This is a genomic window from Actinoplanes sp. NPDC051346 (assembly GCF_040682215.1).
GTDB lineage: Bacteria > Actinomycetota > Actinomycetes > Mycobacteriales > Micromonosporaceae > Actinoplanes.
Genome location: NZ_JBFBAJ010000010.1, coordinates 113511 through 131585, shown reverse-complemented (window position 1 = coordinate 131585; position 18075 = coordinate 113511). Strand labels below are relative to the sequence as shown.

General features: G+C 72.9%; 17 protein-coding genes and 1 pseudogene. 9 read left to right on the top strand and 9 right to left on the bottom strand.

Annotated elements, in window-relative coordinates; genetic code table 11:
- Window positions 1–1041, top strand: coding sequence for a 4-hydroxy-2-oxovalerate aldolase (dmpG, locus tag AB0M36_RS24600; protein ID WP_364161293.1), 1041 nt, complete (start codon window positions 1–3; stop codon window positions 1039–1041).
- Here the strand turns inward: dmpG and AB0M36_RS24595 are convergent.
- From AB0M36_RS24595 to AB0M36_RS24585, 3 genes are read right to left on the bottom strand one after another with little or no spacing between them, the layout of a single operon-like run.
- Window positions 1032–2036: a ferredoxin--NADP reductase gene (locus tag AB0M36_RS24595; RefSeq protein ID WP_364161291.1), complete on the bottom strand. Its 1005-nt coding sequence runs from the start codon at window positions 2034–2036 to the stop codon at window positions 1032–1034. The two genes, dmpG and AB0M36_RS24595, sit on opposite strands and share 10 nt — an antisense overlap.
- Window positions 2036–2305, bottom strand: coding sequence for a hypothetical protein (locus tag AB0M36_RS24590; protein WP_364161289.1), 270 nt, complete (start codon window positions 2303–2305; stop codon window positions 2036–2038). Before AB0M36_RS24590 ends, AB0M36_RS24595 begins: the two co-directional genes overlap by 1 nt.
- Window positions 2302–3438, bottom strand: a complete 1137-nt coding sequence (locus AB0M36_RS24585) for a Rieske 2Fe-2S domain-containing protein (RefSeq protein ID WP_364161287.1) — start codon at window positions 3436–3438, stop codon at window positions 2302–2304. The genes AB0M36_RS24590 and AB0M36_RS24585 overlap by 4 nt, the downstream gene beginning before the upstream one ends.
- 95 nt (window positions 3439–3533) lie before the next feature.
- Here AB0M36_RS24585 and hsaA point away from each other — a divergent pair, with 95 nt between their 5' ends.
- The 6 genes from hsaA to AB0M36_RS24555 all read left to right on the top strand — a co-directional run bounded on the left by hsaA (window position 3534) and on the right by AB0M36_RS24555 (window position 8957).
- Entirely contained in the window at window positions 3534–4715 is a 1182-nt protein-coding gene (gene hsaA / locus AB0M36_RS24580) for a 3-hydroxy-9,10-secoandrosta-1,3,5(10)-triene-9,17-dione monooxygenase oxygenase subunit (protein WP_364161285.1), read from the top strand.
- A gap of 7 nt (window positions 4716–4722) precedes the next feature.
- A complete protein-coding gene (gene hsaD / locus AB0M36_RS24575) occupies window positions 4723–5595 on the top strand; it encodes a 4,5:9,10-diseco-3-hydroxy-5,9,17-trioxoandrosta-1(10),2-diene-4-oate hydrolase (RefSeq protein ID WP_364161283.1) in 873 nt (290 codons plus the stop codon).
- Window positions 5592–6494, top strand: coding sequence for an iron-dependent extradiol dioxygenase HsaC (gene hsaC, locus AB0M36_RS24570; RefSeq protein ID WP_364161281.1), 903 nt, complete (start codon window positions 5592–5594; stop codon window positions 6492–6494). Before hsaD ends, hsaC begins: the two co-directional genes overlap by 4 nt.
- Window positions 6495–6501: 7 nt before the next feature.
- The gene (hsaB, locus tag AB0M36_RS24565) at window positions 6502–7068 is read left to right on the top strand and encodes a 3-hydroxy-9,10-secoandrosta-1,3,5(10)-triene-9,17-dione monooxygenase reductase subunit (RefSeq protein ID WP_364161279.1); all 567 of its coding nucleotides are present in this window, start codon (window positions 6502–6504) and stop codon (window positions 7066–7068) included.
- A 180-nt stretch (window positions 7069–7248) separates the two neighbouring features.
- On the top strand, window positions 7249–7902 hold the full coding sequence (locus tag AB0M36_RS24560; protein ID WP_364161277.1) for a class I SAM-dependent methyltransferase: 654 nt from the start codon (window positions 7249–7251) through the stop codon (window positions 7900–7902).
- 53 nt (window positions 7903–7955) lie between these two features.
- The gene (locus tag AB0M36_RS24555; protein WP_364161604.1) at window positions 7956–8957 is read left to right on the top strand and encodes a PDZ domain-containing protein; all 1002 of its coding nucleotides are present in this window, start codon (window positions 7956–7958) and stop codon (window positions 8955–8957) included.
- On the opposite strand, the gene AB0M36_RS24550 is transcribed toward AB0M36_RS24555, so the two are convergent.
- The 5 genes and pseudogenes from AB0M36_RS24550 to AB0M36_RS24530 all read right to left on the bottom strand — a co-directional run bounded on the left by AB0M36_RS24550 (window position 8932) and on the right by AB0M36_RS24530 (window position 14699).
- Window positions 8932–10002 (bottom strand): acyl-CoA dehydrogenase family protein, encoded by a 1071-nt coding sequence (locus tag AB0M36_RS24550; protein ID WP_364161601.1) that lies wholly within the window; start codon window positions 10000–10002, stop codon window positions 8932–8934. The two genes, AB0M36_RS24555 and AB0M36_RS24550, sit on opposite strands and share 26 nt — an antisense overlap.
- An 8-nt stretch (window positions 10003–10010) precedes the next feature.
- Entirely contained in the window at window positions 10011–11003 is a 993-nt protein-coding gene (locus tag AB0M36_RS24545) for an acyl-CoA dehydrogenase family protein (protein WP_364161275.1), read from the bottom strand.
- Window positions 11000–12169, bottom strand: coding sequence for an acyl-CoA dehydrogenase family protein (locus AB0M36_RS24540; protein ID WP_364161273.1), 1170 nt, complete (start codon window positions 12167–12169; stop codon window positions 11000–11002). The genes AB0M36_RS24545 and AB0M36_RS24540 overlap by 4 nt, the downstream gene beginning before the upstream one ends.
- Before the next feature lie 89 nt (window positions 12170–12258).
- Window positions 12259–13092: pseudogene (locus AB0M36_RS24535) on the bottom strand (enoyl-CoA hydratase); the annotation flags it as partial.
- Window positions 13093–13145: 53 nt separating this feature from the next.
- Complete coding sequence (locus tag AB0M36_RS24530; protein ID WP_364161271.1) at window positions 13146–14699, bottom strand: FadD3 family acyl-CoA ligase; 1554 nt, start codon at window positions 14697–14699, stop codon at window positions 13146–13148.
- 86 nt (window positions 14700–14785) lie between these two features.
- Here AB0M36_RS24530 and AB0M36_RS24525 point away from each other — a divergent pair, with 86 nt between their 5' ends.
- Both AB0M36_RS24525 and AB0M36_RS24520 read left to right on the top strand, forming a co-directional pair.
- A complete protein-coding gene (locus AB0M36_RS24525; RefSeq protein ID WP_364161269.1) occupies window positions 14786–15976 on the top strand; it encodes an acyl-CoA dehydrogenase family protein in 1191 nt (396 codons plus the stop codon).
- 5 nt (window positions 15977–15981) lie between these two features.
- Window positions 15982–16785 carry an SDR family oxidoreductase gene (locus tag AB0M36_RS24520; RefSeq protein WP_364161599.1) on the top strand — a complete coding sequence of 268 codons (804 nt, stop codon included), beginning with the start codon at window positions 15982–15984 and terminating at the stop codon, window positions 16783–16785.
- A gap of 7 nt (window positions 16786–16792) precedes the next feature.
- Here AB0M36_RS24520 and AB0M36_RS24515 read toward each other — a convergent pair whose 3' ends face one another.
- A complete protein-coding gene (locus AB0M36_RS24515; RefSeq protein WP_364161267.1) occupies window positions 16793–17956 on the bottom strand; it encodes a steroid 3-ketoacyl-CoA thiolase in 1164 nt (387 codons plus the stop codon).
- Between the last annotated feature and the right edge of the window lie 119 nt (window positions 17957–18075).

The window sequence follows — 18075 nt, the reverse complement described above, 5'->3', positions numbered from 1 at the left end:
ATGCTGCCTCGCCCCTTCTCCGCCGACCTGGACGTGCGGATCACCGACTCCGCGCTGCGCGACGGCTCGCACGCCAAGCGCCACCAGTTCACCGCCGCCGAGGTCGCCGCGGTGGTCGCCGCGCTCGACGCGGCCGGCGTGCCGGTGATCGAGGTGACGCACGGCGACGGGCTGGGCGGTTCGTCGTTCACCTACGGCCTCAGCCGGACGCCGGAGCAGGAGCTGATCGAGGTGGCGGTGCGCACGGCGACCCGCGCCAAGATCGCGTTCCTGATGTTGCCCGGGGTCGGGGTCGTCGACGACATCCGGGTGGCGGCCGGCAACGGGGCGAGCGTCTGCCGGATCGCCACCCACTGCACCGAGGCCGACATCGCCGTGCAGCACTTCGGACTGGCCCGCGAGCGCGGGCTGGAGACCGTCGGCTTCCTGATGATGGCCCACTCGCAACCGCCGGAGGCGCTGGCCAAGCAGGCGCGCGTCATGGCCGACGCGGGCTGCCAGTGCGTGTACGTGGTGGACTCGGCGGGAGCGCTCGTCCTCGACCAGGTGGGCGACCGGGTCGCCGCGCTCGTGGCGGAGCTGGGCGACGACGCGCAGGTGGGCTTCCACGGGCACGAGAACCTGGGCCTCGGCGTGGCCAACTCGGTGCTCGCCGTCCGGGCCGGCGCCACCCAGATCGACGGGAGCACCCGGCGCTTCGGCGCGGGCGCCGGCAACACGCCGGTGGAGGCGTTCGTGGGAGTCTGCGACAAGCTCGGCATCCGCACCGGGGTCGACTTCTTCGCCATCGTGGACGCCGCCGAGGACGTGGTGCGCCCGACCATGCCGCAGGAGTGCCTGCTGGACCGGCTGTCCCTGACCATGGGCTACGCCGGGGTCTACTCCAGCTTCCTCACCCACGCCTTCACCCTGTCGCAGCGTTACGGGGTCTCCGGTGCCGAGATTCTGGTCCGGGCGGGGGAGCGGCGGTTGGTCGGCGGCCAGGAGGACCAGCTCATCGACATCGCGGTGCGGCTACGCCAGGAGGCGGATCAGTCGTAGGTGACCACGACCGTGTCGCTGCGGGAGACGGCCTGGCAGGCGAGAATGTAACCCTCGGCGAAGTCTTCCTCCTCCAGCACCTCGTTGTGCACCAGCTCGACCTCACCGTCGAGCAGGCGACAGGCGCAGGAGCCGCAATTGCCCTGCCGGCAGGAGAACGGCGGGTTGAGCCCGGCCGAGATGATCACGTCGAGCAGGCGGGTGCCGGCGGGCCATGGCAGCCGGTGGGTCTGCCCGTCCAGGGTCACCTCGGCGGTCGCGTCCCGGGTGGCGGGCACCGCGGAGTCGAACCGCTCCACCCGGATCCGTTCCGGCGCGACGCCGGCGGTCTCCAGCGCCTGGCGGGCCACGACGACGAACGGTTCCGGTCCGCAGACAAAGGCCTCCCTTTGCGCGTACGGGCTCAGCAACGGCGCCAGATCCTCCCCACGGGGAGCGCCGCGCTCGTGGTCGAGCCAGTGCGTCACCGTGAGCCGGTCGGCGTGCCGTTCGCGCAGCGCCGCCAGCTCCGCGGCGAAGATGACCGAGCCCTCGTCGCGATTGGCGTAGACCAGGGCGAGCCGTCCGCGCCCGTGGGCGAGCACCGACTTGATGATCGCCATCACCGGCGTGATGCCGCTGCCGCCGGCGAGCAGGAGCAGGTCGTCGTCGAGCGAGGCCGGGGTGAACGTTCCGGCGGGCGGCGCGAGATCGAGCTCGGCGCCGGCCCGGACGTGGTCGCAGATCCAGTTCGAGGCCTGCCCGTCGCGGACCCGCTTCACCGTGATCTTCAGGTCGGCGTCGGTGTGCGGCGAGCTGGAGAGCGAGTAGCAGCGGGCGACGGTGCCGCCGCCGCCCGGCACCCGTACGGTCAGGTACTGCCCGGGTTGGTAGCCGAAGGCGCCGGCCAGCGCCGGGGGCACCGACAGCACCAGCGAGTGCGCGTCCGCCGTCTCGGCGATGACCTGGGCGACCCGCAGCCGGTGGAACGACGGCCCGGCGAGGATCCCGCCCATCAGGTCACCTCCAGCCGGCCCTCGCGGACCGCGCGGTCGATGGTGTCACGCAGGTCGGGGCAGGTCGGCACGAGCGCGGCCGGCCGGCCGGCGGCGTGCGCCGTCGCGAGGGCGGCGCACGCGTTCGCGGCACGGACGGTCCACTGCACGCTGGTCTGCTGGGGGCTGCGCTTGCCGGCGCGCACCAGGGCGCCGCAGCGCGCGCACCCGATGTCGGACAGGCCCTCTTCCAGGTACTCCCGCCGCTCGGCGAGCGTGTCGGACGTCACGGCGCCGCCGCTTCTGCCTGGCGTCGCAGGTTCTCGGCCACCTCGGCCTCCCAGGTCTGGACCGCGCGGGTGGTGTCGACTTCGAACTCGTAGCGGGCCACCATGTCCTCCGAGACGTCCTCGACGTCCACGTAGAACTGCTCGTACCACCGGCGGAGCTGGTAGACGGGGCCGTCCTCGACGCACAGCAGCGGGTTGTCGATGCGGCTCTTGTGCTGCCAGATCTCCACGTCCTGCTGGAACCCCACGCCGATGCTGCGGGCGAACTTGGTCGCCGCCTTCTCCGCCTGCGCGGTGCTCAGGCCGGGCAGGCGCTTGACGATCAGGCCCCATTGGAGCATGAACGAGTTGGCCGTGACCGGATAGTGGCAGTTGATCAGCACCGCCTCGACGTCGACGCCGTGGTAGTCGAGGTAGAGATTGTCGATCATGTAGGACGGCCCGTAGTAGGCGGCCTCGGAGCGCAGCCCTCCGCCGCCGGACTGGCTGGCACCGAGCGGCACGTCCGGCCGGGGCCGGGTGGTGAGGAACTGCGCGGCCACCTGGCCCTCCAGCACGTTCTTGAAGAACGTCGGGAAGGCGAAGTGGATGTAGAAGAAGTGCGCCATGTCGACCACGTTGTCGATCACCTCGCGGCAGTTGGCGCCGTCGATAAGGATCGAGTCCCAGGTCCAGGAGCTCCACTCGTCGGAGAAAGCGCCCTCGACGCGCGGGATGGTGATCTCCGGCGGGGGCGGCTTACCCTGCGGATCGTTCCAGACGAACAGCTGGTGATTTTCCTCGAGAGTGGTCCACGCACGGGTTCTGGCGCGCATCGGCACGCGGTGCGCGTAGGGCACCAGGTCGCACCGGCCGTCGCCCCGCCAGCGCCAGTCGTGGAACGGGCAGGCGACCGCGTCTCCCTTGATGGTGCCCATGGTGAGGTCACCGCCCATGTGTCGGCAGTAGCCGTCGAGGACGTGCAGCGCACCGCCGGAGTCGGCGAACACCACCAGCTTCGTGTCGAACGCCTCGATGGCGTGCGGCTGACCGTCCCGGAAGGATTCGGCCAGCCCGAGGCAGTGCCACCCGCGGGCGAATCTCGTCGGCAGCGTGCCGGCGTCGATCGTTCGTGCCCCGTCGCCGTTGCGCATGAGCCGCTCCCCATTTCCGATGGTGGCCGCCAAGGTAGAACGTGTTCTAGTATAGGGACCGTTGAGTTCGTCGGCCAACCCGCTGGAGGGATCCCATGGAGGCAAGCGCCGGCGCGGCGGTATTGACCGCGGTGCGCGACCTGGTGCCCATCCTGCGAGAGCGGGCACAGGAGACGGAGGATCGCCGGGCGCTGCCGGCCGAAACCGTCAAAGCGCTCGCGGAGACCGGCTTCTTCCGGCTGCTGCAGCCGGCCCGGTTCGGCGGGTACGAAGCACACCCACTGACCTTCCTACGAGGCGTGCGCGAGCTGGCCGGCGCATGCGGCTCCACCGGCTGGGTGGCCTCGGTGATCGGCGTCCACAACTGGCAGCTCGCCCTCTTCCCCGACCAGGCGCAGCAGGACGTGTGGGCGGCGGACCCGGGCACGCGGATGTCGTCGTCCTACGCGCCGACCGGCAAGATCCAGGCGGTCGACGGCGGTTACCGGGTGAACGGCCGGTGGAGCTTCTCCTCCGGCTGCGACCACGCCGGCTGGGCGCTGCTCGGCGGCATCATCCCGCCCGGCGACGGCGACACCCCGGCCGACTTCCGCACCTTCCTGCTGCCCGCCACCGATTACACCATCGAGGACGTCTGGCACACCGTGGGCCTGCGCGGCACCGGCAGCAACGACATCGTGGTGACCGACGCCTTCGTCCCGGAATACCGGTCGCTCAGCTTCAACGACACCGCCCGCTGCCTCTGCCCCGGGCAGGAGGTGAACACCGCGCCGCTCTACCGGATCCCGTACGCGTCGATCTTCTCCTACGCCATCACCACCCCCATCATCGGCATGGCCACCGGGGCGTACGACGCGCACGTCAGCTACCTGCGCGAGCGGGTGCGCGCCTCGTACGTCGGGGTGAAGGCGGCCGAGGACCCGCACTCCCAGGTGCGCGTCGCGGTCGCGGCGGCCGACCTGGACGCGGCCTGGCTGGCTCTCGAGGCCGACCTGCGCGAGCTGATGGAGCTGGCCACCGCCGGTGAGAAGCTGCCGATGCGGCTGCGCCTGCGGACCCGCCGCGATCAGGTCCGCGGCACCGAGCTCGCGATCGGCGCGGTGGACCGCCTGTTCGAGAATTCCGGCGGCCGTGCGCTGGCCACCGGCACACCCATCCAGCGGTTCTGGCGCGACGCGCACGCCGGCCGGGTGCATGCGATCAACGACCCCGAGCGGGCGCTGTCACTGTTCGGCAAGGGCGAGTTCGGCCTGCCGATCACGGACGCGATGGTGTGAGGCGGCCATGACGACCAGCAGTGTCTCCGTCGACTTCGCCGGCAGCAGCACGCACGCCGCGGGCCTGCACCTGCACCGGGCGGGCCCGGCCGTGCCCGGCACCGCCCGTCCGGTGGTGCTGCTGCACGGCGGCGGGCCCGGCGCCTCGGCCTGGAGCAACTTCGGGCGGAGCCTGCCCGCCTTCGCGGAGCGTTTCGACACGCTCGCCGTCGATCAACCGGGCTACGGCGGATCGGTGGAGGTGCCGATCGCCGGGCAGTACTTCACCGCCTCCGCCGACGCGCTGCTCGCGGCCCTCGACGAGCTCGGCCTCGACCAGGTCGACCTGATCGGCAACTCGCTGGGCGGCGGCACGGCGGTCCGGTTCGCGCTGCGCTACCCGCGGCGGGCCGGGCGGCTGCTGCTGATGGGCCCGGGCGGGCTGAGCCTCAACGTGCTGTCCGCCGACCCGACCGAGGGCGTCAAGCGGCTCTCCGCCTTCGGTGCGGCGCCGAGCCGGGAGAAGCTGGCCGCGTTCCTGCGTACGCTCGTCTTCGATCCGAAGCTGATCACCGACGAGCTGATCGAGGAGCGGTTCCGGGCGGCCACCGACCCGGCGGCGTTGCGGGCGATGCGCGCGATGGGCGCCTCCTTCACCGATCCGGAGAGCTTCGAAGAGGGGCTGCTCTGGCGCGACGCGCACCGGCTGCGCCACGAGGTGCTGCTGGTGTGGGGCCGCGAGGACCGGGTCAACCCGCTCGACGGCGCCCTGGTGGCGCTCAAGCTGATCCGCCGCGCCCGGCTGCACGTCTTCGGCGGCTGCGGGCACTGGGCGCACCTGGAGAGGTTCGACGAGTTCAACCGTCTGGCGTTCGACTTCCTGGAAGGTGACAGACCGTGAGTCTCATTCGATCCCTCGGATACCTTCGCGTCGAGGCCACCGATGTGGGCGCCTGGCGGGAGTTCGGCGTCGGGGTGCTGGGCATGGTGGAGGGACGGGGTCCGGACCAGGACAACGTCTACCTGCGCATGGACGACCTCGCCGCGCGCATCGTGGTAGTGCCCGGCGAACGGGACCGGCTGACCGCCACCGGCTGGGAGGTCGCCGACCCGGCGGCGCTGGGCCGGCTCACCGCGATCCTCGAGGAGGCCGGCGCCGCGGTCAAACCGGCCGCCGCCGACGAGCTGTCCGACCGCCGCGTGGCCCACCTGGTCAGCGCCGACGACCCGTTCGGCAACCGCCTCGAGTTCTTCTGCGGCGCCGCGCTGGACAACCGACCCGCGCTGAGCCGCTACGGGACGAGGTTCGTCACCGGCGAGCAGGGCATGGGCCACGTGGTGCTGCCGGCCAGCGACGACGCGGCGGCGCTGCGCTTCTACACCGAGGTGCTCGGGTTCCGGCTGCGCGACTCGATGCGGCTCATCCCCGAGACCGTCGGCCTGCCGCCCAGCGACCAGCCGCTGTGGATGCGGTTCCTCGGCTGCGGCCCGCGCCACCACAGTGTCGCGCTCGCCCCGATACCGGCACCGAGCGGCCTCGTGCACCTCATGGTCGAGACCGAGACGATCGACGACGTGGGGCTGGCGATGGACCGCTGCGCCAAGCGCGGCGCACCGCTGGTCTCCACGCTCGGCCGGCACGCCAACGACCAGATGATCTCCTTCTACGTGCGTACGCCCAGCGGCTTCGACATCGAGTACGGCACCGCCGGCTGCACCGTGGACGACGCCACCTGGGTGGCGCGGCAGACCACCGCGCACAGCGTGTGGGGTCACCGCTTCCTGCGTGGTGCCCATTGAGCCCCCGATGACGGTCGCCCCCGATGAGGCGATGGTGGACGCCCGGTCCTTCCGCCGGGCGTTCGGCCACTTCTGCACCGGCGTCGTGGTCATCACGACGGCCGATGACGAGGGCCCGACCGGCTTCTCCTGCCAGGCGTTCGTTCCGCTGTCGCTGGAGCCGCCGCTGGTGATGTTCTGCCCCCAGGCCGGCTCCGACACCTGGCGGCGCATCCGCGGCACCGGCCTGTTCGGCGTCAACGTGCTGGCGGTGGAGCACCGCGACCTGTCCCGGGTCTTCGGCACCCGCGGCGCCGACAAGTTCGCCGGCGTCGGCTGGACGCCGTCCCCGGCCGGCGCACCGATCCTGACCGGCGCGCTGACCTGGGCCGAGTGCCAGGTGGAGGCGGTGCACCCGGGCGGCGACCACGCCATCGTGGTGGGCCGGGTGACGGCGCTGGGCGAATGCCGCGACGGTGCGCCGCTGTTGTTCTATCGCGGGCGTTACACGGGGACGGCGGCGGTGTCGCCGTACGAGTCACCCGAGGTCGTCGACACCCTGCTCGCCTGGCCCCGCCACAACGACTGGATCTGACCTAGTTCCGGTTCTCCTGCTCGAATCGCGGCAACCTGGCAGCGTGGTGGATGGCGAGACGCTCCAGAGTCGGTATGGGGAAATTTTGCCGAACCGGCAAGATTGTTTGTCAATCCCGGCGACGTTGCGGACGCTGAGGGGCATGGACGTCAACCGCGAACACCGGAACGGGGCCGCCTGATGAGTGGACACGGACACCACCACACCGAGGAAGACGCGGCCGCCATGTTCGAGCCGGACAGCTGGGACGAGCGGTATTCCGGCGAGGAGAAGGTCTGGAGCGGAAACCCCAACGCGCAACTGGTCGCCGAGGCGTCCAGGTTGACGCCGGGCACCGCGCTCGACGTCGGCTGCGGCGAGGGCGGCGACGTGATCTGGCTGGCCCGCCAGGGCTGGACGGTCACCGGCGCCGACTTCTCCGCCAACGGCCTGGCCCGCGCCGCCCGGCACGCCGAGCAGGCCGGAGTCGCCGACCGCGTCGACTGGTGGCGGGTCGACGCGCGCAGCTTCGCGGCGGACGGCCGGTCCTACGACCTGGTCACCAGCCACTTCCTGCACCCGCCGGACTCCGGGATGGTGGAGGTGACCCGCCGGCTCGCCGCCGCCGTCGCCCCCGGCGGGCACCTGCTCATCGTCGGCCACGCGCCGCACGAGGTGTTCACCCACCTCAGCGCGAGCCACCGCCAGGCGATGTTCGTCGCCGAGGAACTGGTCCCCGGCCTGCCGGGCGAGTTCGACGCCCTCGTGGTCGAGCAGCGGCCGCGGACGATGACCCGCGACGGCGTGACGGTCGACATCGACGACTCCACGCTGCTCGCCCGCCGCACGCGCTAGAAAGGCCCTCCGCCCCGATGGGTACGCTCGCGGGCGTGAAACGTCGGGGTGTCATGGTCATCGCGGGCGCCGTGGTCACCGCGCTGCTCGGTGTCGGGGTCCAGCTCTATCCGTTGCCGTATGTCGTGCTGGAGCCGGGGCCGACGGTCGACACGCTGGGCCGCTACGGCGGTAAGCAGGTGATCACGGTGACCGGCGGGGAATCCTCCGCCTCCGCGGGCCAGCTGCGGATGACCACCGTGCAGGTGAAGTCCGACGTCGGGCTAGCGGAAGCGGTCGAGGCCTGGTTCGACGGCGACCGGGCGTTGGCCCCGCGCAGCCTGGTCTACCCGATCGGGCAGACCACCGAGCAGGTCGACCGGGAGAACACGGAGCTGTTCGCGTCCTCGCAGAGCAGCGCCGAGATCGTGGCCCTGCGCGAGCTGGGCTATCCGCTCCGGCCGCAGGTGACCGCCGTGACCGCCGGCGGTCCCTCCGCCGACGCGCTCCGCGTCGGTGACGTGATCACGGGTGTCGGCACGCAGGGCGTGGACACCGCGGAGACCTTCGCCGACCTGGCCGGTCGGGTCGCCGCCGGCACTCAGTTGACGATCGCGTACACCCGGGCGGGCCGGGCCGGCAGCGCGACGGTGACCTCGGCGGGCGGCACGGAGGGCATCGGGGTGCGGGTCGAGCAGAAGCAGCAGACGCCGTTCTCCGTCGCGATCGAGGTGGACGAGATCGGCGGACCCAGCGCGGGCCTGATGTTCACCCTGGGCATCATCGACAAGTTGACCCCGGCCGACCTCACCGGCGGGCGGATCATCGCCGGCACCGGGACCATCGACGACGCCGGCGCCGTCGGGCCGATCGGCGGCATCCCGCAGAAGCTCGACGGCGCCAAGGCAGCCGGTGCCCAGCTGTTCCTGGTGCCCGAGGGCAACTGCGACGAGGCGCTCCGCAATGCCGTCCCGGGGCTGGCCATGGCCAAGGTCGCGACGGTCGGCGAGGCGCTGACCGCGATGCGGACGTTCGTGGCCGGAGGTAACCCTACGCCGTGCGCGCCGGCGCGATGACCTCCTTCGACAGGCGGTCGATGTGGCGGGCGGGGGCGCCGAAGAGCTGCGCCGAGGAGTAGGCGCGGCGCACGTACAGGTGGGCGTCGTGTTCCCAGGTGATGGCGATGCCTCCGTGCATCTGGACCATCTCGGCGGCGATCGCCTCAAGGCCCTCCGAGCAGACGACCTTGGCGACCGCGGCCCGCTCGGGGGCGTCGGCGGCGCCGGACACCAGGGCGTCGACGGCGGCGTACGACGCCGAGCGGATGGCCTCCAGCCGCACGTGGGCCTCGGCCAGCCGGTGTTGGAGCGACTGGAAGGTGCCGATCGGGCGGCCGAACTGCTCCCGGACCTGCACGTAGTCGACGGTGACCGCGAGCGCGTGCGCCGCCGCGCCGACCTGCTCGGCGCTGAGCGCCACACACGCCACGTCGCGCAGCTCGCCGAGCGTGGCGTTGTCGCCGAGGCGGCGAGCGGGCGCGTCGTCCAGGTGGAGCACGCCGAGTCGACGGGTCGGGTCCAGCGGGTTCGGCGTGCCGCGGGTGACGCCGGGAGCCACCGCGTCCACCTCGTAGAGTGCCGTCCCGTTGTCGGCGCGGGCGGGGACCAGCAGGGTGTCCGCGCCCGCCAGGTCCAGCACGTGCGCCACCTCGCCGGTGAGTCGACCGGCGGCCGTGGCGGTGCAGGGCAGGTCGTCCGGGTCCCCGCTCCAGGCCACTGTGGCGAGGCGTTCCCCCGCGCAGATGGCGGGCAGCAGCCGTGCGCAGGCGTCCGCGTCGCCGGAGCGCAGCAGCGCCTGGGTGGCCAGCGCGGCGCAGCCGAGCATCGGGCCCGGGGTGAGCGACCTGCCCAGCTCTTCGAGCGCGACGTGCGTCTCCAGCAGGGTGGCGCCGGCGCCGCCGTACGATTCGGGCACGGCCAGGCCGGCGACGCCGATCTCCTTGCACAGCCGGGCCCAGAGGCCGGTGTCGTAGCCGGCGGGCGTGTCGATCGCCGCCCGCGTCGAGGATCCGGCGATCAGGCCGCGCAGTGCGTCGCGCAGCGCCTGGCGTTCCGCGGTCAGTTCCATGGTCACCTCGTCAGCTCCGCCATCACCCGGGCCCGGTGCTGCGAGGGCGTTCCCCACGCCAGCGTCAGCACCCGGACCTTTGTCAGCCAGCGGCCCAGCCCGTGTTCCCGGGTGTAGCCGATGGCGCCGTGCACCTGCAGCGCCGCGCGTGCGGCCTGGTGGGCGGCGTTGCCACAGGCCACCTTCGCCGCCGAGACGTCCCGGGCGGCCGCGTCTGCGCTCTCGACGGCGACCGCGGCGGCGTAGAGCAGGGGCCGGGCGAACTCCAGCCCGACCGCCACGTCGGCGAGCCGGTGCTGGACCGCCTGGAACCGCCCGATCGGACGGCCGAACTGGACCCGCGTCCGGGCATGCGCCACGGCCGCCTCGAGCAGCGCGCAACCGGCGCCGAGCAACTGCGCGGAGGCGGCGAGCACGCCCAGATCGAGCGCACGGGCCACGGCCGTGGCGGTGTCGGGTCCCGCGGCGAGCGTGCCGCCGGGGGACACCTCGAACAGCCGCCGGGTGTAGTCCATCGAGCCGTGCGCCGGGCCGGTCCGGGCCAGCCGGACGGTGTCACCCGCGGCGAGCAGCACCAGGTCGGCGGCGTGCGCGTCGGCCGCGTACGGCAGCCAGGGCGGCGCGGCGAGAGTGGCGACCACCCGCCCGGCGGCCAGCTCGGGCAGCCATTTGTCACCCAGCCGGTCGTCTCCGAGGGCGACGAGCAGGGCCGGGACGGCGGCCAGCGTCTCGGCCACCGGGCCGGGCACCGCGTGGTGGCCCAGCACCTCGGCGGCGATGACGAGGTCGGCCGGCTCCCCGCCCGTGCCACCCCAGCGCTCCGGCACGGCGAGTCCGGCGACCCCGGCGTCGGCCAGCCTCGACCAGAGGGCGCGGCCCGGCGCGGCGTCGCCCCGCGCCCCGCGTTCGACCACCGCCGGCACGTCGGCGGCGCTCAACAGATCGTGCAGGACGGCCGCGAACCGGTCCTGCTCCGCGGACGGCACCAGGTTCATCGCGACACCGCGCGCGAGGTGTCGTGCGAGGCCGGGCGCGGTTCCTCGCGAGGCAGACCCAGCATGCGTTCGGCGACGATGCCCCGGTGGACCTCGTTGGTGCCGGCGTAGATCGGGCCGGCCAGCGCGAACAGATATCCGTCGGTCCAGGCGGCGTCCGTCTCGGCGTGGGCACCGAGCACGTCCAGCGCGGTCTCGTGCAGAGCCACGTCCAGCTCCGACCAGAACAGCTTGGTGGCGCTCGCGGCGAACGGCCCCTTGGGCGCGTCCAGCGCGGCGAAGGTGTGCATGCGGTAGGCCCGCGCGCCGATCCACGCGTCCACCACGCGATCCCGCGTCGCCGAGTCGCCGTGATCGTCAACGCCGTTCCGCCAGAGCGCCACGAGCCGCTCGGCGGCCGCCAGGAACCGGCCCGGGCTGCGCAGCGTCTGCCCGCGCTCGTCGCCGGCGGTGCTCATCGCCACCCGCCAGCCGTCGCCGGGCTCACCGATGACATCCGAGTCCGGCACGAACACGTCGTCCAGGAAGATCTCCGCGAAGCCCGGGTCGCCGTCGAGCTGGCGGATCGGACGAACCGTCACGCCGGGGGCGCGCAGGTCGAACATGACGCTGGTGAGGCCGCGATGGCGCGACGCCTGCGGGTCGGTGCGGAACAGCCCGAACGCCTTGTCCGCCACGGTCGCGCGCGAGCTCCAGGTCTTCTGCCCGGACAGCAGCCATCCGCCGTCCGTACGCCGGCCGCGCGAGCGGATCGCGGCCAGGTCGCTGCCCGCCTCCGGTTCGGACCAGGCCTGCGCCCACACCTCGTCGGCGCGGACCATCGGGGGCAGGATCCGGTCCCGCTGCTCCGCCGTGCCGTGCCGCAGCAGTGTCGGACCGAGGAGGAACAGGCCGTTCTGGCCGATCCGGGCGGGTGCTCCGGCGGCGTGGTACTCCTCCTCGAACAGCAGCGCGTGCAGTGGTGACACGGCCCGCCCGCCGTATTCCACCGGCCAGGACACGACGGCGAGCCCGGCGTCGTCGAGGCGACGCTCCCAGGCGCGGTGGGCGGCGTTGCCCTCCGGTGTGTCCACCGAGGGCAGACGCGTGTCGGGGACGTTGGCCGCCAACCAACCGCGGACCTCGTCCCGGAACGCCAACGCCGCCGCGTCGAACTCGAGATTCACGGCGCCGCCCGCTTCATCGCGGCCGGGTCCGGCGCGGCTCGCTTCGTCGCGGCCGGGTCCGGCGCGGCTCGCTTCGTCGCGGCCGGGTCCGCCGTCTCACGCTTCATCGCGGCCGGGTTGAGGCCGGCGAGCGGGTCGTCGTTGACCTCGACGTTGTGGGCGTGGGCCAGGTGGTGCAGGCCGAAGACGGACTCCATGCCCGCGCGCATGCCCATCTGGTCCTCGCACTGGTTCACCGCGCGCTTGGCCAGCGCCAACCCGAACGCCGGCATCGCCGCGATCCGCTCGGCCAGGGCGAACGTGACCCCCTCCAGCTCGGCGCGGGGCACGACCCGGTTCACCATGCCGATTTCGTACGCCCGCCGCGCGTCGAACCGGTCACCGGTGAACAGCACCTCCCGGGCGAACCGGGGGCCGAGCACCCAGGGATGGGCGAAATACTCCACGCCGGGTATGCCCATCCGCAGCACCGGGTCGGCGAAGAACGCGTCCTCGGCCGCCACGATCAGGTCACACACCCAGGCGAGCATGAGGCCGCCCGCGACGCAGGCGCCCTGCACCATGGCGACCGCTGGTTTGGGCATCTCCCGCCACCGTCGGCACATGCCGAGGTAGACCTCCAACTCGCGGGCGTAGCGTCGATCCGCGCCCGCCTTGGTGGTGTGATCCCACCAGAGCGCGGCCCGCCGGGGGAACGGGGTGTCCGCGTCCCGCTCCGGGGTGCCGATGTCGTGCCCGGCCGAGAAGTGGTCGCCGGCGCCGGCCAGCACGATCACCGCGACCTCGTCGTCGTCCACGGCTCGGGTGAACGCGGCGTCCAGGGCGTACGTCACGGCCGAGTTCTGCGCGTTGCGATACCGGGGACGGTTTACGGTGACCATTGCGGTCCGGCCCCGGCGCTCGTACAGAACGACGTCGGTCAGCTGAGCCTGCTGGTCATGCCCTCCTGGCCCTTGCTCCGCTGCGGTGCGGTCGGTCATGACAGCTCCTCCCGGAGCAGATACTTAAGGACTTTGCCTGAGGCGTTGCGGGGTAGATCAGTGCGCAGCTCGACCGTGCGCGGCACCTTGTAGGCGGCGAGCCGGCCGCGGCAGAAGTCGATGACCTGGGTGCTGGTGAGCTCGTGTCCCGGGCGGGGCACCACGTAGACCTTGCCGACCTCGCCCTTGAGCGGATCGGCCACCCCGATCACCGCCGACTCGGCCACCCCGGGCAGCTCGGCCAGGGTCCGCTCCACCTCGGCCGGGTACACGTTGAAGCCGCCCGAGATGAACATGTCCTTGAGCCGGTCGGTGATGGTGAGGTAGCCGCGTTCGTCCAGCCGGCCGATGTCGCCGGTGTGCAGCCAGCCGTCGGCGTCGATCGCCGCCGCGGTGGCGTCCTTGTCGTCGAGGTAGCCGAGCATGACGTGGGGACCGCGCAGCAGCACCTCGCCGGAGGGTTCGGCGATCGCGACCTCGAACCCGGCGGCGGCCCGCCCGCAGGTGTACGCCACGGTCCGGTCGTCGTCGCCAGGCCGGCACATCGTGGCCACCACCGCCTCGGTCAGTCCGTACGCCGTGAGCACGGTCCGCACGCCCAGTTCCGAGCGCATCCGCGCGATGAGCGCGGGCGGCACGGTGGCCGCCCCGGTGACCGCGAGCCGCAGCGAGGACAGGTCGTGCCGGGGTCGCTCGGGGTGATCGAGCAGGCTGACGTAGAGGGTGGGCGGCCCGGGGAGCACGGTGATCCGCTCGGCGGCGATCAGCGCCATCGCCGCCCCCGCGTCGAAGACCGCCTGGGGCACCACGGTGGCGCCGCTGACCAGGCAGGCGAGCAGGCCGGCCTTGAGCCCGAAGCTGTGGAAGAACGGGTTGACGACCAGGTAGCGGTCGTCGGGGGTGAGGCCACCGATCTCGGCCCACGCGGCCGCCACGCCCAGCGACTGCCGGTGTGCGCTCATCGCGCCCTTGCTGCGCCCGGTGGTGCCCGAGGTGAAGAGGATGTCGCTGACGTCGTCCGGGCTGACGGCCTCGGCGCGGGCGTCGGCCATGTCCTCCGGTACGTCGTCGGCGCGGCGCAGGAAATCCGGCCACTCGAGCACGTCCCGCTCGGGCGGGACCGCGCTGTCGGTGGGCATCCGGACGATGAGGCGGGGGAGGGGGAGGCCGGCCCGGTCGGCGGCGGCGCGCAGCGCGGCGAGCCGGTCCTCGCCGAGGAACGGACCGGTGACGACCAGGCCGCGGGCGTCGGCGCGGTGCAGCACGTCGAGTGCCTCGACGGCGGCGAACCGGGTGTTCACCGGCACCAGGGTGGCGCCGGCATAGCTGGCGCCCAGCGCGGCGATGGCCCAGTGGCGCGTGTTCGGTGCCCAGACGGCGAGGCGGTCACCCGGGCGTAGGCCCTCGGCGATCAGCGCGCGGGCCACCTCGCGCACCCGCTCCAGCAGCTCGGCGAAGCTCAGTCGTGGCGCGCCCGGCTCCACCAGAGCCGGTGCCGGCCCGAACGCGAAGGCCGCGCTCACCACGGCTGCCGGAATGGTCGATTCCACCGTCAACTCCACGGTGACCTCCGGGGGTCCGCCGCCGACGTAGCGAACCCAGGCCGACGTAGCGAACCAAGCAAGTGCTTGGTAGGGTGACTGTACCCGCGGCCCGGGAGGTGGCGCCAGTGGACGGTGACGAGGAGTTCAGGCGCGAGGTTCGCGACTGGCTCGCGGCGAACGTGACGGACGAGCTGCGCGGGGTGGGCGGCCCGGGCCGGGAGAACGAGGCCTATCCGCAGCGGCTCGCCTTCACCCGCCGCCTGGCCGAGGCGGGCTGGACGACCCTCGCCTGGCCCGAGGCGCACGGCGGTCGCGGCGCCCCGCTCGAGCGCCAGATCATCTTTCATGAGGAGTACGCCCGCTCCGGTGCGCCGTCGCGGGTCGACCACATCGGCACCACCATGGTCGGGCCGACCCTCATGGCGCTGGGCACCGAGCGGCAGCGCCGCCGGTTCCTGCCCCGCATCGCCGCGGTCGACGAGCTGTGGTGCCAGGGCTATTCCGAGCCGGGTGCCGGCTCCGACCTGGCCGGCGTCACCACCCGGGCCCGGCTCGACGGCGACCACTGGGTGATCACCGGGCAGAAGGTGTGGACCTCGCTGGCGCAGGTGGCCGACTGGTGTTTCGTGCTGGCCCGCACCGAGCCCCTCGTCGAGGGCGCCCCGCGCCACGCCGGACTGTCCTATCTGCTGGTGCCGATGCACGGCCCCGGTATCACGGTGCGCCCGATCCGACAGATCACCGGCGACAGCGAGTTCAACGAGGTCTTCTTCGACGAGGCGCGCACCGACCGCGACCTCGTGGTCGGCGAGCCCGGACAGGGCTGGCGGGTGGCGATGGCCACGCTCGGCTTCGAGCGGGGCGCGGCCACCGTGGGCCAGCAGATTGGCTTCGAGCGGGACCTGGCGGACCTGGTGGGGCTGGCCCGGCGCACCGGCGCGGCCGCCGACCCGGTGCTGCGCGAGCGGCTCACCCGGGCCTGGATCGACCTGTCCGTGCTGCGGTCGCACACCCTGCGCGCCCTGAGCGAGCCGCCCTCGACGGGAACGGCCTCGGTGATCAAGCTGCTCTGGTCGCGGTGGCGGCAGGGCCTCGGCGAGCTCGCCATGGCGGTGCTCGGGCCGGCCGGCACCGCCGCTGGCCCCGGCGACCAGGACGTCGAACGGTGGTGGCGGCTCTTCCTCTTCAGCCGGGCCGACACGATCTATGGCGGCTCCAACGAGATCCAGCGCACCATCGTGGCCGAACGCGTCCTCGGGCTGCCCCGGCAGGATCGCCGGTGACCACGGTGGACGGGGACGCGGCAGACCCCGCGGATCTTCCGCTACCACCGGCCGGGCACGGACTGCTCGTGGGCAAGGCCGTCGTCATCACCGCGGCGGCCGGCACCGGCATCGGCTCCGCCGTCGCCCAGCGGTGCCTGGCCGAGGGTGCCGAGGTGGTGCTCAGCGACAGTCACGCGCGCCGGCTCGGCGAGGTCCGCGAGCACCTGGCGGCGGCGTACCCGGGGCGGGTCTGGTCGGTGCCGTGCGACGTCACCGACGAGGCCGCCGTGCGGGAGCTGATCTCGACCGCCGTCCTCCATTGCGGACGGATCGACGTGATGGTGAACAACGCCGGTCTGGGCGGCACCCGGGCGGTGGTCGAGATGACCGACGACGAGTGGCAGCGGGTTCTGGACGTCACGCTGACCGGCACGTTCCGCTGCACCCGGGCGGCCTTGCGGCAGTTGATCGCGCAGGGCGGCGGGGGAGCGGTGGTCAACAACGCCTCGGTGCTGGGCTGGCGCGCCCAGGCCGGGCAGGCGCACTACGCCGCCGCCAAGGCCGGCGTGATGGCGTTCACCCGGTGTGTCGCGCTGGACGTGGCCGCGCACGGCATCCGGGTCAACGCGGTGGCGCCCAGCCTGGCGACGCATCCGTTCCTGGCCAAGGTGATGGCCGAGCGGGAGCTGGCCGGCCTCGCGACGCGGGAGGCGTTCGGACGAGCCGCGCAGCCCTGGGAGGTGGCGACGGTGGTGGCGTTTCTGGCCAGCGACTACTCGTCCTACCTCACCGGCGAGGTCATCTCCGTGAGCAATCAACATCCGTGACCCCGGCTCACATCCGTTCGAGCACGCTCGCGGTGGCCATCGCGCCGCCCGCGCACATCGTGACGAGCGCGGTGCTGTGGCCGGTGCGTTCCAGCTCGTGCAGGGCCGAGACGATGAGGCGGGAGCCGGTGCTGCCGACCGGGTGACCGAGCGCGATCGCCCCGCCGTTGACGTTGACGCGGTCGGGGTCCGCGCGGTGGGTGCCCAGCCAGGACAGCGCCACGCTGGCGAACGCCTCGTTCACCTCGAACCGGTCGATGTCGTCGATCTTCATGCCAGTGCGGGCCAGCACCCGCTCGGTGGCCGCGACCGGCCCGTCCAGGTGGTAGTAGGGCTCGGCGCCGACCAGACACTGGGCGAGGAAGCGGGCGCGCGGGCGCAGACCCAGCTCCCGCGCCCGGTCGGCGTCCATGAGCAGCAGGGCGGCGGCGCCGTCGGAGATCTGCGAGGAGGTGCCGGCCGTGTGCAGGCCGCCGTCGAGGACGGGACGCAGGCGGGCCAGACCCGCCGCGGTCGTCTCGCGCAGGCCCTGATCCCGCTCGACGGTCCGGGTCTCGCCGGTGGGGTGGCCGTCCGCGTCCAGCACCGGGGCGTCGACCGGCGTCACCTCCGCCGCGAAGCGCCCCTCCTGCCACGCCCGGGCGGCGTTGGCCTGGGAGCGCACGCCGAACCCGTCGAGGTCGGCCCGGGTCAGTCCACGCCGGGCGGCGACGCGGTCGGCGGCGACGTACTGGTTGGGAAGGTCGATGTCCCAGGACTCGGGCCGGGGCATGCCGGCGTCGACGCCGAGGTTGGCCCGCAGCGGGACCCGGCTCATTGACTCCACCCCGCACGCCACGCCGACCTCGATGGCGTCCGCGGCGATGAGCCCGGCGACGAGGTGGGCGGCATGCTGCGACGACCCGCACTGCGCGTCGATGGTCAGGCATCCCGTCGTGTACGGCAGCCCGGCGTGCAGCCACGCGGTCCGGGTGATGTTGTTGGACTGCTCCCCGCCCTGCGTCACGCAGCCGCCGACCGCCTGTTCGACCAGCGCGGGGTCGAGGCCGGTGCGGGCGAGGACCGCCCGTTGCGCCGCGCCGAGCAGCTCGGCGGCGTGCAGGCCGGCCAGCCAGCCCCCGCGCCGGCCGATCGGCGTCCGGACCGCGCCGACGATCACCGGTACGCCCACGATGGCCTCCCCAGGCAGAGTCGAGATCTAGAACGTGTTCTAACATCGCCGCATCAGAGGTATACCACAGACGACCTCGACGTGTTTCAATCTGGTGGAACCTGTTGCTGGAGGAGGAG

Bases quoted from the DNA above. Each gene is read 5' to 3' on its own strand.
- dmpG (WP_364161293.1), top strand. From the start codon at position 1: ATGCTGCCTCGCCCCTTCTCCGCCGACCTGGACGTGCGGATCACCGAC.
- AB0M36_RS24595 (WP_364161291.1), bottom strand. From the start codon at position 2,036: ATGGGCGGGATCCTCGCCGGGCCGTCGTTCCACCGGCTGCGGGTCGCC.
- AB0M36_RS24585 (WP_364161287.1), bottom strand. From the start codon at position 3,438: ATGCGCAACGGCGACGGGGCACGAACGATCGACGCCGGCACGCTGCCG.
- hsaA (WP_364161285.1), top strand. From the start codon at position 3,534: ATGGAGGCAAGCGCCGGCGCGGCGGTATTGACCGCGGTGCGCGACCTG.
- hsaD (WP_364161283.1), top strand. From the start codon at position 4,723: ATGACGACCAGCAGTGTCTCCGTCGACTTCGCCGGCAGCAGCACGCAC.
- hsaB (WP_364161279.1), top strand. From the start codon at position 6,502: ATGACGGTCGCCCCCGATGAGGCGATGGTGGACGCCCGGTCCTTCCGC.
- AB0M36_RS24560 (WP_364161277.1), top strand. From the start codon at position 7,249: ATGAGTGGACACGGACACCACCACACCGAGGAAGACGCGGCCGCCATG.
- AB0M36_RS24555 (WP_364161604.1), top strand. From the start codon at position 7,956: ATGGTCATCGCGGGCGCCGTGGTCACCGCGCTGCTCGGTGTCGGGGTC.
- AB0M36_RS24545 (WP_364161275.1), bottom strand. From the start codon at position 11,003: ATGAACCTGGTGCCGTCCGCGGAGCAGGACCGGTTCGCGGCCGTCCTG.